Annotated in this window: 15 protein-coding genes; 4 read left to right on the top strand and 11 right to left on the bottom strand. The window is 30.9% G+C overall.

Annotated elements, in window-relative coordinates; all coding sequences use genetic code 11:
* Positions 1–270 precede the first annotated feature (270 nt).
* Positions 271–1401: an amidohydrolase gene (locus M2214_RS12575; protein ID WP_248478961.1), complete on the bottom strand. Its 1131-nt coding sequence runs from the start codon at positions 1399–1401 to the stop codon at positions 271–273.
* 147 nt (positions 1402–1548) lie between these two features.
* Between M2214_RS12575 and M2214_RS12580 the strand changes: the two genes are divergently transcribed.
* From M2214_RS12580 to dapD, 4 genes are all read left to right on the top strand, one after another.
* Positions 1549–2547: an aspartate-semialdehyde dehydrogenase gene (locus tag M2214_RS12580; protein ID WP_248478991.1), complete on the top strand. Its 999-nt coding sequence runs from the start codon at positions 1549–1551 to the stop codon at positions 2545–2547.
* A 14-nt stretch (positions 2548–2561) separates the two neighbouring features.
* A complete protein-coding gene (dapA, locus tag M2214_RS12585; RefSeq protein ID WP_248478993.1) occupies positions 2562–3440 on the top strand; it encodes a 4-hydroxy-tetrahydrodipicolinate synthase in 879 nt (292 codons plus the stop codon).
* 196 nt (positions 3441–3636) lie between these two features.
* Complete coding sequence (gene dapB, locus M2214_RS12590) at positions 3637–4383, top strand: 4-hydroxy-tetrahydrodipicolinate reductase (RefSeq protein ID WP_248478996.1); 747 nt, start codon at positions 3637–3639, stop codon at positions 4381–4383.
* Between the two features lie 24 nt (positions 4384–4407).
* Entirely contained in the window at positions 4408–5115 is a 708-nt protein-coding gene (gene dapD / locus M2214_RS12595; protein WP_248479006.1) for a 2,3,4,5-tetrahydropyridine-2,6-dicarboxylate N-acetyltransferase, read from the top strand.
* A gap of 116 nt (positions 5116–5231) precedes the next feature.
* Here dapD and hpt read toward each other — a convergent pair whose 3' ends face one another.
* The 10 genes from hpt to prdD form a co-directional block, all read right to left on the bottom strand.
* Positions 5232–5771 (bottom strand): hypoxanthine phosphoribosyltransferase, encoded by a 540-nt coding sequence (gene hpt / locus M2214_RS12600; RefSeq protein WP_248479015.1) that lies wholly within the window; start codon positions 5769–5771, stop codon positions 5232–5234.
* A gap of 42 nt (positions 5772–5813) precedes the next feature.
* Complete coding sequence (locus tag M2214_RS12605; RefSeq protein WP_248479017.1) at positions 5814–7133, bottom strand: L-cysteine desulfidase family protein; 1320 nt, start codon at positions 7131–7133, stop codon at positions 5814–5816.
* A gap of 198 nt (positions 7134–7331) precedes the next feature.
* Positions 7332–9101 carry a sigma-54 interaction domain-containing protein gene (locus tag M2214_RS12610; protein ID WP_248479027.1) on the bottom strand — a complete coding sequence of 590 codons (1770 nt, stop codon included), beginning with the start codon at positions 9099–9101 and terminating at the stop codon, positions 7332–7334.
* Between the two features lies 1 nt (position 9102).
* Entirely contained in the window at positions 9103–9246 is a 144-nt protein-coding gene (locus M2214_RS12615; RefSeq protein ID WP_248479029.1) for a hypothetical protein, read from the bottom strand.
* Positions 9247–9391: 145 nt separating this feature from the next.
* Positions 9392–9970, bottom strand: a complete 579-nt coding sequence (locus M2214_RS12620; protein ID WP_248479031.1) for a class I SAM-dependent methyltransferase — start codon at positions 9968–9970, stop codon at positions 9392–9394.
* Between the two features lie 129 nt (positions 9971–10099).
* Positions 10100–10735, bottom strand: coding sequence for a single-stranded DNA-binding protein (locus M2214_RS12625; RefSeq protein WP_248479033.1), 636 nt, complete (start codon positions 10733–10735; stop codon positions 10100–10102).
* A gap of 252 nt (positions 10736–10987) precedes the next feature.
* The gene (locus M2214_RS12630) at positions 10988–11860 is read right to left on the bottom strand and encodes a sulfite exporter TauE/SafE family protein (protein ID WP_248479035.1); all 873 of its coding nucleotides are present in this window, start codon (positions 11858–11860) and stop codon (positions 10988–10990) included.
* Between the two features lie 151 nt (positions 11861–12011).
* Complete coding sequence (locus M2214_RS12635; protein WP_248479037.1) at positions 12012–13019, bottom strand: proline racemase; 1008 nt, start codon at positions 13017–13019, stop codon at positions 12012–12014.
* Between the two features lies 1 nt (position 13020).
* On the bottom strand, positions 13021–13491 hold the full coding sequence (locus tag M2214_RS12640) for a glycine/sarcosine/betaine reductase component B subunit (RefSeq protein ID WP_248479039.1): 471 nt from the start codon (positions 13489–13491) through the stop codon (positions 13021–13023).
* A 12-nt stretch (positions 13492–13503) separates the two neighbouring features.
* Positions 13504–14265 (bottom strand): proline reductase cluster protein PrdD, encoded by a 762-nt coding sequence (gene prdD, locus M2214_RS12645; RefSeq protein WP_248479041.1) that lies wholly within the window; start codon positions 14263–14265, stop codon positions 13504–13506.
* Between the last annotated feature and the right edge of the window lie 93 nt (positions 14266–14358).

The following is a 14358-nucleotide window of genomic DNA, read 5'->3' on the forward strand; positions in this document are numbered from 1 at the left end:
TTCGACATTTTTCTACTTTCTTCTCTTGATTTTTATTGTATACAGTGATACAATGTACTTCGTTGTGAAATAATATTATTTTCCCACTCCCCCTTTAGTATAAAAAAGAGGTCAGCTAAATAGCTGACCTCTTTTTCGTTACAAGGAAATCATATAATTTTCAACTTGCAAATAACATTAATTAATAAACTGAAATAACAACTATTTTTAGCAACAGAGCCCGTTAGGACTAGTTGGCGACATGAGCTATGCGATAGCATAAAGCGAATTTTATTCTGATAAAGCACCTTTATACTTTAGTAATTCTACATATGTGTTTATACCATTTAAAAGTATCTTTTCATCAAAGTTAAATTTTATATGGTGAAGTCCACTTATAAACTCTTTATCAATATTTCTAGCGCCTAACATAAAAAACAGACCTTTAACCTGTTGTTGGTAATAAGAGAAATCCTCAGATATCATTAATGGTTCAAGTATTTTTATATATTTATCATCAATAGCTTCTTTTAATTCATAGAATAGTTCTTCATCATTGTTAACAGCAGGATAATCATCCTTTATATTTATATTTATACTACAATCAAAAGATTTTTCAAATCCACATGCTATATCAAAAACCCTTTGCTTTATTTTGTCATATACTTCTTGCTTAAATGCCCTTATAGTACCTTCAAGTTTCACACTCTCAGCTATTATATTTCTTCTACTTCCACCTTCTATTTTCCCAATGCTCAATACGCCTTCATCAAGAGGTCTTATATTCCTAGATACTATACTCTGTATAGTGTTTATAAAATTTGAAGCTATCATTATTGAATCAATAGCATTTTGAGGCATGGCGCCATGGCCTCCTCTACCTACTATTTCAATATCTATTTCACCTGTTTGTGCTAAAAAATGAGAAGGTTTAACACCTATAAAACCTTCATCTATTTCAGGATATATATGAAGTCCATATATTTCATCAACCTTATATTTATCTAAAACACCTTCTTTTATTAACGGTAGTGCCCCACCGGGAGATTCTTCTGCAGGTTGAAAAATAAAGATTATATTATCCAGTAATTTATCTTTATTAATGTTTAAATACTCTATAAAACCTAAAAGTATACTCATATGTCCATCATGGCCACAAAGATGTTTTATTTGCCCATCTATATTTAAAGCATCCATATCTGCTCTAAAAGCTATATTTTTTTTAGCTTTTTTTCCTTTTATAATACCAACTACCGCTGTTTCTAAATATATTTCATATTCTATTCCTAGAATATCTAAATAATCTTTTATATATTTAGATGTTTTATACTCCTTCATTCCTAATTCTCCTATTTTATTTAAGCTATTTCTGTGCTTATATACAATGTTATTTAGCACTCCAACATCTGCTCTTATGTTCATTTTTATCTCCTTTCAAAAAAGAATTATCACAACATTATATTTTGTTGAATATATTTATATTGAATGATACTATATATTAAAGTATTTGTTTTTTGTTTCATTATAAAATTTATAATATCATATATTTATGGTAAAGGGGGTTTATCTATGAAAAAAGTAAACGTTGCGATAGTTGGAGCAACAGGAATGGTAGGAAGAACATTTTTAAAAATCTTAAAAGAAAGAAATTTTCCTATAGAGAACCTATATTTATTAGCGTCTAAGAAATCTGCTGGTGACGTTATTAATTTTAATGGAAAAGACTACATAATAGAAGAATTAACGGAAAATTCATTTGACAAGGATATAGATATCGCTTTATTCTCTGCCGGAGGAGAAATTAGTAAGAAATTTGCTCCAATAGCTAAAGAAAAAGGTGTTATAGTAGTAGACAATAGCAGTATGTGGAGAATGCATGCTGATGTGCCTTTAGTTGTTCCAGAGGTTAATCCAGAGGACGTAAAAAAACACAATGGTATAATAGCAAATCCAAACTGCTCTACTATTCAAGCAGTAGTACCTTTAAAAAATCTTCACGATAAGTTTGGTATAAAGAGAGTAGTATACTCAACATATCAAGCAGTTTCTGGTTCTGGTGTTAAAGGTATATCTGATTTAACAGAAGGTATAAAAGGAAATGAAAACAAATTATATCCTCACCCTATAGCTTACAATGCATTACCTCATATAGATGTATTTATGGATAATGGTTATACAAAAGAAGAGATGAAGATGATAAATGAAACAAAAAAAATACTAAATGACCATACTATAAAAATAACAGCTACAACTGTAAGAATACCAGTAATGTATTCTCATAGTGAATCTGTTAACGTTGAATTTGAAAAAGAGTTTGACCTTAAAGAAGTATTTGATGTTTTAAACGCTACAGATGGAGTTGTTGTTGTAGATGATCCTAAAAATAACGAATATCCTCTTGCATTAGATGCTGAAGGAAAAGACGAAGTATTCGTAGGTAGAATAAGAAGAGACTTCAGTTTAGATAATGGTATCAACATGTGGGTTGTTGCTGACAATATAAGAAAAGGAGCTGCAACTAACACAGTTCAAATAGCTGAGCTTTTATTAAAATATAATTTAGTATAGAGAGGATGATTTTCATGCTATTTAAAGGTTCTGGTGTTGCTTTGGTTACCCCATTTAAAAATGGAGGAATAGATTTTGAAAAATTAGCAGAAATTATAGAATACCATATTAAAGAAGGAACAGATGCATTTATAGTATGTGGAACTACTGGTGAAGCATCTACAATGACAGATGAAGAGCAAATCGAAACTATAAAATTCGTGATAGATAAAACAAATAAAAGAATACCAGTTATAGCAGGGACTGGTTCTAACAATACAGCCCATACTATACACCTTAGCCAAAAAGCTGAGGAATTAGGAGCTGATGGACTTTTAGTTATAACTCCTTATTACAATAAGTCTACTCAAAAAGGCCTTATTTCTCACTTCAATGCTGTAGCTGATGCTGTTAATATTCCTATAATTGTTTATAACGTTCCGGGAAGAACAGGCGTTAATATAAAACCTTCTACTCTAGCTCAAATAGCTACACACAAAAACATAGTAGCTGTTAAAGAAGCTAGCGGAGACATATCTCAAGTTGCTGAGATGGCAAGAGTTTGTCCTGATGGATTTGGAATATACTCTGGAAATGACGATATGATTCTACCTCTATTATCTCTTGGAGGATCTGGTGTTATATCTGTTGTTGCAAATATATGTCCAAAAGATACTCATGATTTAGTAGCTAAATACTTTGATGGAGATATCGAGGGTTCTAGAAAGCTTCAATTGGATATGAAAGCTTTAATAGATGCATTGTTTATAGAAGTAAATCCTATACCAGTTAAAACAGCTATGAATTTATTAGGATTTGACATGGGTGAACTTAGACTTCCACTGGTAGATATGGATGATTGTAATTTAAGCGTATTAAAGAAAGAATTAACAAACTACGGATTCAAATTATAGCACTTTATCCGAAAGCTAAAAGTTCTAAAACTCCATCCTATTAAGGCTGGAGTTAAGAACTTAACAGCTTCTGGATTAGTTCAACTAAAAATTCAATCGGAGTAAAAACTCCATCTGAATTAAGTTCCACTTTATAAAATCCTATACTGCATATGTAGTATAGGATTTTAAATAGCTTTATTATAGGAGGTTTAAGATGATTAAGGTTATAGTTAATGGATGCCTTGGCAAAATGGGAAAGGTTTTGACAAATTCTATATATGATGATGAAGCTTTTGAACTTGTAGCAGGCGTTTCTAGAGAAATTGATGAAACTACTGAGTATAATGCATACTCTAACATATTAGATGTTAACGAAAAAGCTGATGTAATAATAGACTTTTCTAATCCAACTACATTAAAAGATATGCTATATTATTCTAAAAAAACTAAAACTCCGTTAGTTATAGCAACAACTGGGTATACTAATGAAGAGCTTAACATGATAAATGAGCACTCTAAAGAAGTTCCAGTATTTCATAGCTCCAATATGTCTCTTGGTATAAATCTACTTTTAAAGCTTGTTGAAATATCAGCTAAAGCTCTAAACAATTTCGATATAGAAATAATCGAAAAACACCATAACCGAAAAGTTGATGCACCTAGCGGTACTGCTTTGATGCTTGCAAATGAAATTCAAGCTGTTTTAGATAATGAATTTAACTTTGGTAGACATGGTAAAAATGCGAAAAGAAAAGAAAACGAAATAGGTATTCACGCAGTACGAGGCGGAACTATAGTTGGAGATCACAGCGTTATATTCGCAGGTAAGGATGAAATCGTAGAGCTCAATCATACAGCTTTGTCAAAAGAAATATTTGCTCAAGGATCTCTTCAAGCCGCTAAATTTATTGTGAATAAAGAAAATGGATATTATAATATGAAAGACATAATATCTTTGTAATAAAATTCAGGAGGTAAATTACTAATGATGAAATTAACAGACCCATATGAAATAGCAAAATTCATAAAAAACTCAACTAAAAAAACACCAGTTAAAGTATATTTAAATGGGACACTAAAGAATAAAGATTACGAGAATGTAAAAATATTTGGTAGTGATAGTAGTTATATTTTAATAGGAGATCATTTATCTGTTAAAAGTGTTTTAGACGACAACAAAGAAACTATCGAGGATTATCACTTAGAATTTGATAGAAGAAATTCAGCTATACCTACTTATAATTATTTGCATGAAGATGCTAGAATCGAGCCAGGAGCTATTATAAGAGATATGGTTTCTATTGGCAAAAATGCAGTTATAATGATGGGTGCAGTTATCAATATAGGAGCTGAAATCGGAGAAGGCTCTATGATCGATATGAACGCCGTTATAGGGGCAAGAGGAACTGTAGGTAAGAATGTACATCTTGGAGCTGGCGCTGTCGTTGCTGGTGTGCTTGAGCCGCCTTCTGCTACACCTGTTATTTTAGAAGATGATGTTGTTGTAGGAGCAAATGCTGTAATATTAGAAGGTGTTATAGTTGGAAAAGGAGCTGTTGTTGCAGCAGGTGCTGTTGTAACTCAGAATGTACCCGAGGGTGCTGTTGTAGCTGGTTCTCCTGCTAAGGTGATAAAAATGAAAGATGAAAAAACAAAAGAAAAAACTAAGATTATGGAAGATTTAAGAGGATAACAAACTTTAAAATATGCCTATGAAAATACCGAATTCAATAGATATTTTCATAGGCATATTTTTTATATGGTTAAATAAATATTCATAAAAAAAGATGGCTAATTAGCCATCTTTTTTTATCTATCTTGATCTGTTACGTTGAATACATATGGAACATTTCTATAGTAATCTCCATAGTTTAGTCCATATCCAACTACAAATTTATCATCTATCTCAAATCCCACATAGTCAGGAACTAGATCTACTTTTCTTCTAACTGGTTTATCTAATAATACACAACATTTAACACTTGCAGGATTTTTTGTTTTTAAGTGATTCATAACAAAGCTCATAGTAAGAGCTGAATCTGTTATGTCATCAACTACTAAAACATCATATCCAGATATATCATCCTTTATATCTGCAACCATATCTATTTTTCCACTTGACTCTTCTGAATGTCCGTAACTAGATGTAGTCATAAACCCTATTTTAACTGGAATATCTATCTTTCTAACAAGGTCAGCAGTGAATATGAAGCTCCCCTTTAAAAGAGATATAACAAATAATTTCTTATCTTTATAGTCCTCTGCTATTTCTTTTCCAAGTTCAGCAGTTCTTCTAGCTATATCTTCTTCAGAGCATAGCGTTTCCCATACTTTAGTTTCTATATTCATTTATAATAAACCTCCTAGAGTACTTGTATTTTAAACTCTATTTTAATTAAAAAGTAGATTTTTGTCAACAATACTTTGGTTGTTATTCATACCGTCCATAACTTTTATTATAACCTCATCTGTCATTGTCATTCCTTGAGCACTAACTTTTCCTAAGTTTCTTATACTTTCTTCAACTTTGTTTCCTACTATTCCGTTAAGAGCTGGTACTATACAGTTGTATTTTGCTATTACAGCACTTTGAATAGCAGCAGATGCAGCAGATGCAAGCTTTAGCGCACATCCAGCTTTTGCGCCATCACATATCATACCACTTAAGTTTGCAATCATATTTTCAATTGATCCATTTATTTGATCATAAGTTCCGCCCATTAGCCAAGTTATAGCTGCTGCTGAACCTGTAGATGCTGCTACTCCACATCCACAAACCGCAGATAACCTGCCTGTATAATTCTTTATATAACCTGTAACTAAATGACTTATAGCTAATGCTTTTGATAATTTTTCTTTTGTCTGAGGATACATTTCATTGTAAGCAGCTATTGGAAGTATAGCTGTAAGTCCATGATTTCCACTTCCATTAGAACTCATAACAGGCTTATTAATTCCACTCATTCTAGCATCAGAAGCTGCTGCTGTTAACATCATCGCTCTATTCATAAGATCATCTGAAAGCATTTTATCATCCATAGCTTTTTTGATTCCATATCCTACACCAATACCTATCTTATCTTCTATAGCAACATTTGCCATATCCATATTCATATCGATTCCTTCTAATAAAAAGTCTAAATCAGATTCATCCATTTTTTCTATTTCTTGAATTAATTCTTTGATTGTAAGTTTAACTGCTGGACTGTCAACGTGTGTATATTCTACGTCTAAGCTTATTTCTCCATTTAATATTACAGAATCATTCTTTTGAATATGAACGAAGTTATCATGCTTAGTCATTATTATAATTTTTGATGTATTCTCTTTTCCTTTTAAGTTAACTTCTATGTAAACCTTTTCCGAAGTTTCTATAGGAGATATTTTAACCATATTTTGATCCATAAATTTTTCTGATATAGCAACTTCTTCTTCTCCTAATTTTTCTAATACTCTAAGGCCAAGTTCAGACTCTCCTCCATTAAGCCCCATAGAAGCTGCTATTTTAAGACCTAATCTTGTTGTTCCAGGTATTCCAACACACATACCATTCTTATATACGTTAGGGCTTACATATATATTGCATTCAACTATTTCTTCTCCTAATAATTCCTTAGCTTTTGCACAAGCTAATGCTACTGCAACTGGCTCTGTACATCCTAAAGCTGGCTTTACTTCTGCTTTTAACATATCTAAAAGTATTTTTTGCATTTTAAAACCCCCAATTCAATTTTTATACATTTATATTTAGCACAAAGTGTGCCAACTTTTCTGTACCAGTCTTTTCAACACTTGTAGTTTATTATGTATTTATTCTATATGTTATATATGACATTCTGTATCTTTTTGAAATAAAATAATCTCAAATCGAGATTTTTGTCTCAATTTGAGATTATTTTATAATAAAGATTATTTTATTCCGTATTCTTTCATTTTTCTATAAAGTGTAGCTCTAGATATTCCAAGAGCCTCACAAGCTCGTTCTTTGTCTTTCTTGTAATCTTTAAATTTATGCAAAGCTTTGATTATTTCTTGCTTTTCTATTTCCTTAAGAGGAGTTATATCGTCATTTATATCACATTTAAGTTCTCTATTTTTTTTTATTATTTTTCGAGGTAGGTTTTCGCATATTATTGTCGATGAGCTTGACATATTTATACTGTACTCTATTACATTCTGAAGCTGTCTTACATTTCCGGGCCATGGATAATCCAGTATTTTACTTATTGCACATTCTTCTATTCCACTTATATCTTTATTTAATTTTTTAGAATAATCTTTAATTATATTATATATAAGTAATACTATATCTTCTTTTCTATCTCTTAATGGAGGTATAGATATAGGAATGACATTTAGTCTATAATATAAATCTTCCCTAAATTCACCTTTTTCAACCATCTCTTCTAAATCTCTATTTGTTGCAGCTATTATTCTTACATCAACCGGAATATTTATTTTTCCCCCTATTTTTTCAACTTCTCTTTCCTGTAACACTCTAAGTAGCTTTCCCTGTAAATGAATACTCATATCTCCTATTTCATCAAGGAAAATTGTTCCTTCATTTGCAAGTTCAAACTTTCCTACTTTCCCGCCTTTTTTAGCCCCTGTAAATGCACCTTCCTCATATCCAAACAACTCACTCTCAAGCAAGTTATCTGGTATTGCTGCACAGTTAATAGCTATAAATGAGTGCTTACATCTATTGCTGCTATTATGTATCGCTCTTGCAAATAATTCTTTTCCTGTACCACTTTCTCCTGTTATCAACACAGTAGATGAAGTCTTAGACGCAACCTTTGCTTCATTTTTTACGTGTTGCATTAATAGACTATCTCCTATTATATTATCGAACCCTATATTATAGTTTGTCCCAGTTATTTCATTAAAGTTTTCTATAGCCGAAGAGTTATCTATAAAATCAAATACATATCCTTTTATATCCCCATCTATTGTTATTGTATTTGTGTTGTATATACCTCTTAATGTATAGTTTTTATTTTTATAAGTGAAAGATGTGCTTTTATATCTTTTTTTTACAGCTCTTATTTCATTTTCATTTATGAATTTTAGCATATTGAATATATTATTTTTATCTATTTTATCATCTAACCTAAATATGTTTTTGAATTTATCATTGTACTTATCTATGTTTCCATAAACATCAGTAGATACTACTGCTTTATCCATATTGTTTAGAAGCATTTCTAGTCTTTTTGCCTGTATTTTTATTTCATAAGACTTATTCTCTACTTTTATTTTACTCGATATTAAATCCGCCATTTTTGTTAAAAAACTCATCAACTGACTTTTGTTATTTTTTATATTATGACCTTGTTCTTGTGTAAATGCTATAAGACCTATAACTCCATATATTTTTTCTTCTAATGCTATAGGGCAGCATACCTCTGCAAATTCTTTGCATTGATTTTTGTCCTTACACATTTTACATATTTTATCTTCTCTTGGGTTTTCAATTATAAAACTTTCGCCTGTATCTAGAGAATTTTTAAATGCAGAATATAAACTTATCTTTTCTCCTATTTTATCTGCATATTTTCCAGTCCCTGCAATTCTAGTTAAATTTCTATCAACTATAGTAACATCTACATTAAGCACAGACGATATAACATCCGCTGTATTCTTTATGTCTTCTTTTATAAGCGTTAAATCTACCATTTTAGAATCTGTCCTTTATTTTAAGTTGTACAAGTATTTCTTTTATATCTTTTAGTAAAATAATAATCTTATTTATAGAGTATTGAATAGACATAAGTATAATAATAATCATCATCCAAACTATAGGTTCATAATAAATCTTCATTTTTTTCCTCCTTTTTTAGAAAAAATTCGCCTTATGCTGCCGCATAGCTTATGTCTTCAACGAGTATTACGACTTTGTTACTTAGAAATAGAGTAAAAATCATATAGTTTCCTATAGAGTAAAAAAGACTAGGTAACCCTAGTCTTTAATCTATTTTAACACCCATATAAATATAATTTTCACTGTCTATTTCTTTAAACGATCCACAAAATCCACTTCCACTGAATATTTCTACTATTTCTGTAGGTCGGTAAAATTTACCATTATACCCTTTTATCTTATTTTGAAGCGATTTTAATTTTATAGATAGATTTTTAGGATTTTTATCTTCTATTATTACCTTACCTTTATGTTTTAAAATTCTATACACTTCATTTAAAGCTTTCTTTTCATTCTCAAAGCAATTAAAATAATTTAAAAATATTACTTTATCAAAATAATTATCTTTAAATGGCATATATTCAACCGACCCTTGAATTATATTACAATTTCCATTATCTACAATGGCTGAATTAGTAATATATTTATTATTTTCAAGTATAATAACCTCTACCCCTAGCTTTTTTAAGTACTTTCCATAGTTAGATATATTCCCCAAAAGGAGGACTTTTTCTCCAACAGAGCAGTTTGCGGTCTCCAAGAAGTTATTTATGTTATTTTGTTTTTTATTAGGACTTATACTACCTCTTATATAATAAGATGTATCTACACATATCTTTTCCAAGTAAATTCACCTTCTGTCTTTTCTTTAGTTATTACTTATCTATTATAATAAATATAATTCCATTATTCAATATAAATACTCTTATTAATTATATAAAATATATTATTAACATTTTTGCTTTTTTATTTATTATTTAGTATTATTTTCTAATAATTTCTTCATTTTAGATACAGAAACCTCATATGCTACCTTTACATCAACTTCTCCATCTTCAACTTTTTTCTCATATTGTCTACTTTGAATCCTTCCCCACAATTGCACTCTATCTCCTACCTTTAAATTCTTGCAAAACTTTGCATTTCTTCCCCAAGCTATAGATGGTATATAATCAGACTTATTATAAGCTCTATTAACTGCAAGCAATAAATCTGTTATTTCTCTTCCTAGAGGAGTTTTTCTATATATAGGGTTTTTACATACATATCCATCTAAAAATATATTATTAGGATCTTTGTTTTCTTCCTCTACAAAAGCTAGTTCTCTTGCAAATATAGTTAATATAAGCTTATTCTTTCCATCAATTACCTTATTGTATGATCTCAACTGTCCTGACACTTCAATTTTTTTACCAATAGCCATATCTAAATCCACAATCAGTCTTTCTGATACTGTAATAGGCAGTATATCTTGCGAGTCACTAAGTCTTTTTATTTTTAGTTTTGTAGTATAAAACTTTTCTCCAAAGATTTCATGACTTACCTTAAGTTCTTCTGTAATTTCTCCTAACATATTTACAACATTCGTATCTTCTTTTATATTGATCATCTTCCTTCCCTCCATGTTCTTATGTATTATCTATATAAATATATTAGGATAAACCTTATTTTATTCAGATTTTCAAAAGATTTTAAACGCAAAATTCGCACTATACTATACAATACTAAAAGTAAGTTTAGCTATTTACCTTTTTGTTAAAAAATTCTCATAAAATACATACTAACAAGCCAAAATATCATCATATTACTATATATAAAAAGACTGCCGATATATAATCGGCAGTCTTATACCTAAATTTATTTAGTCTACTATTTCTTTATTCTTAGAAGCTGATTTTAATAGTGTAGCAGCTGTGTAGAATATAACAACTATAACTAACCAAGTTAATATTTTAATAGGTAGAGACTTTACAAGGTAAGCAGCTATTAATACTCCTACAACCCCTCCTATAGTTATACCCATAGCAGCTCTTCTATCGATAGCTTCTTCTTTGACGAATTTAACTGATGCAACTGGCATTAAGAATGCACAAGAACCCATCATTATAGGGAATGCAACTTTTGGAGACATACCTAATAAATAAACAAGTGCCATACATGGTGCGTAAAGACCTATTCCTGCAGTCATTAATGCTCCTAGTATAAAGTTTCCAACTACTGCTATTATAAGCTTAGTTCCTGATAATCCAATAGCCTCTCCTCCACCTGGCATCAAGTTTAATTGACCTGCAAGCATTAAGAAAGCTGTAGCAAATAAAGCAACTGCCATTGTTTTTTGAACCTTTTGCTCTGGAAGATGAGAAACTATTCCAGCTCCAACATAAGCTCCTATAGTTGCTGATGCAAGCATAGCTATTAATGTTGTAGGGTCCATATTTATAACTGTTATGAATATGAAAGCTTCAAGTACAACAGGTATAGTATGAGCAGCATTTAATGTTCCTGGTAAAAGTCTATCTTGAGTTTGTTTCATGCCTTTAAGTAGTGCTGTTGTAGGTGCAAATGAACCTATCCCTAAAGTATCGAAGAAATCTGTTATAAATCCTATAAAAAGAACTTTTGACCATGTATTATGTGTTTCTAAATTATCTTTATTCTTCATAAAATCCGATATAAATACTACTGCAAACCAAAGAGTTAAAACCCCTAAAACACCTAAGACTATGTTTATCATTGTTTGTACCCTCCTTATTTTTTTATTTTCATTTTACCACGACTTTGACAAAAAGTAAACAATCTCTTGCGATTTCTAAAATTATATATATTCTATATGTATTGTTATACTAATCAATATCAACTATCATAACAACACATGTATAATTTTTCTATTTTAATACAAATCCATGTTTTAATGGATCTTCAGGGTCTATTACAAAATGATTGAATCCTGTTATATAAGCTGACGCTGTTATTTCAGGAATTACAGAATCGTACTTAGCAACCTTACCAGTTCCAACTACTCTTCCTTTGAATAAAGTTCCTAGTATACTTTCGTATACGAACAATTCCCCTTCTTTTAACTCTCCTTTAGAGTGAAGAGTTGCCATTTTAGCACTTGTTCCTGTTCCACAAGGAGATCTATCTACTTGTCCTTGTCCAAATACAACTACATTTTTGTAAGTTGCTTCTGGATGAGATGGAGCATCATATATTTCAACTAAATCAACAGTATTTATGTGAGATAAAGTTGGATGTTGTATTTCTACATCTTTATTTATTATATCTCTTATTTGAAGAGCTAAATCAGTTAATTTTTGAGCGTTTTTAGGCTCAACTGAAAGTCCTAATTGCTTAGCATGTATTATAGCAAAGAAACTTCCTCCGAAAGATATATCAAATGTTATTTTTCCGATTTCAGGAACCTCTATTTCTACATCTTTTTTGTAGTGGAAAGCTGGAACGTTAACTATAGATACTTCTTTAACTTTTCCATTTTCAACCTTAGCTGTAGATCTTACTATTCCAGCAGGAGTATCCATTACAACCTCTGTAATAGGCTCTTTTGGCTCAACCATACCAGTTTCAATAGCTACTGTTATAGCTCCTATAGATCCGTGACCACACATATTTAAGTATCCGCCACCATCCATAAAGATTATTCCAAAGTCAGCTTCTTCGTTTACTGGAGCTGTTAATATAGAACCAAACATATCGTTGTGTCCTCTTGGCTCAAGCATGATTGAAGTTCTTAGTGTATCCATATTCTTTTCTAGATACTCTTTTTTCTCAGCCATAGTTTTACCTGGTATATTAGGTACTCCACCAACTATTATTCTTGTTGGCTCTCCCATAGTGTGTGAATCAACAGCGTGAATACTTCTTATAGCTTTCATACTATTTCCCCTCTTTTCTCATTTTTAGTTTTAAAAATGCAAGTGCTTTTTTGGAATCTAGAACATCTACATTGTTCTCTCCAACAACTTGTGTCTCTATGCCTTCTTCTGACTTATTGAAATCTACAATCGTGTCCATATAATTATTAGTTACCACGAATTTTGCTTGAGTTCCTATAAAGCTAAGTCCTACTACAGGTATTCCTCTTTTTCCTATTTCTTCTATTGTATTTGCATAGTCTACATGAGAGTTTCCCCATCCATCAACCGATATGATTACACCATCGGCTCTCATAGCTTCAGCCCAAGCTGCTGCTCTTTGTCCTACGAAATACTTTTCTTTATTATCTTGAGGTGTTCCTACTACCATAACACCTAAAAGATCTACATCCTTATCACCACTTACAATATCTAATAGTGGATCTCTAAAGTGATGAAGAGATGTTTCTTTAGTTGATGGTCCTATACCCACAATATCACCGCCTTACGTCATGGCTCTTAATGCGCCATCTCTGTATTCGTTAGGAGATATTATCATTGGAACATTGCCCATGTCTATAATAGATTTACCTCCTGAAACTCCACTTGGTTCATCTGAAAAAAGTTGGTTATCATACATAGCACCTTGACCTGCTATTTGCTTTACTATTACAACTTTTTTAGAATTAGGCCTTACTCTATCTAGATATTCATGTGACTCTGTTGAGTCTCTCCCATCTAATTCTTTTAAAACACTTCTTATTCCTTGTATAAATTCATCACATGCTCTAAAAGCTGCCAATGGAAGTTTTCTCTCATATGGAATATCTGGCTTTAAAGTCACATCAAAGTGAATTATGTAATCATGCTTAGATGGAGTACCTGCTTTATCTAATACAAGCTGCTCTTTTAACTTTCCTTCAGATGATCCAAATTCATGCATCTGTTTTCCTTTACTATCAGCTCCTGTTATCATAACATATACACCAGTCAAAGTATGAGTTATGCCCTCTCCTATTTTACCAAGTACCTTTGTAGATATTGGTACGATGTCCATAATAGTGTTTATATAAATATCATGTTGTCCAGGTTTTATTATGTTAATTTTTATATCTTTTATCAATTCTTCATTGTCCACCAAGCTTTTTGATATTTCTTTGTCAATCGCAAGCAGACGATTACTTATTGAGTTTTTATACCCAAATTTAACTTCATTTATATGAAAAGCCTTTATTACTAATCTTCTTAGAACTTTATCTTTATTCATATATATCACCTTCTTGAAGGTATTTTTATTTTACTCGGCTTGAATTTTTAGCTGTGCATGCCCTTCGAGTAAGCCAATCCAAAATCTGTTAAG

Origin of the sequence: Tepidibacter aestuarii (assembly GCF_934924865.1) — a bacterium.
In the GTDB taxonomy this organism is placed as follows: Bacteria; Bacillota; Clostridia; order Peptostreptococcales; family Peptostreptococcaceae; genus Tepidibacter_A; species Tepidibacter_A aestuarii.

Bases quoted from the DNA above. Each gene is read 5' to 3' on its own strand.
- M2214_RS12575 (WP_248478961.1), bottom strand. From the start codon at position 1,401: ATGAACATAAGAGCAGATGTTGGAGTGCTAAATAACATTGTATATAAG.
- M2214_RS12580 (WP_248478991.1), top strand. From the start codon at position 1,549: ATGAAAAAAGTAAACGTTGCGATAGTTGGAGCAACAGGAATGGTAGGA.
- dapA (WP_248478993.1), top strand. From the start codon at position 2,562: ATGCTATTTAAAGGTTCTGGTGTTGCTTTGGTTACCCCATTTAAAAAT.
- dapB (WP_248478996.1), top strand. From the start codon at position 3,637: ATGATTAAGGTTATAGTTAATGGATGCCTTGGCAAAATGGGAAAGGTT.
- dapD (WP_248479006.1), top strand. From the start codon at position 4,408: ATGATGAAATTAACAGACCCATATGAAATAGCAAAATTCATAAAAAAC.
- hpt (WP_248479015.1), bottom strand. From the start codon at position 5,771: ATGAATATAGAAACTAAAGTATGGGAAACGCTATGCTCTGAAGAAGAT.
- M2214_RS12605 (WP_248479017.1), bottom strand. From the start codon at position 7,133: ATGCAAAAAATACTTTTAGATATGTTAAAAGCAGAAGTAAAGCCAGCT.
- M2214_RS12610 (WP_248479027.1), bottom strand. From the start codon at position 9,101: ATGGTAGATTTAACGCTTATAAAAGAAGACATAAAGAATACAGCGGAT.
- M2214_RS12615 (WP_248479029.1), bottom strand. From the start codon at position 9,246: ATGAAGATTTATTATGAACCTATAGTTTGGATGATGATTATTATTATA.
- M2214_RS12625 (WP_248479033.1), bottom strand. From the start codon at position 10,735: ATGATCAATATAAAAGAAGATACGAATGTTGTAAATATGTTAGGAGAA.
- M2214_RS12630 (WP_248479035.1), bottom strand. From the start codon at position 11,860: ATGATAAACATAGTCTTAGGTGTTTTAGGGGTTTTAACTCTTTGGTTT.
- M2214_RS12635 (WP_248479037.1), bottom strand. From the start codon at position 13,019: ATGAAAGCTATAAGAAGTATTCACGCTGTTGATTCACACACTATGGGA.
- prdD (WP_248479041.1), bottom strand. From the start codon at position 14,265: ATGAATAAAGATAAAGTTCTAAGAAGATTAGTAATAAAGGCTTTTCAT.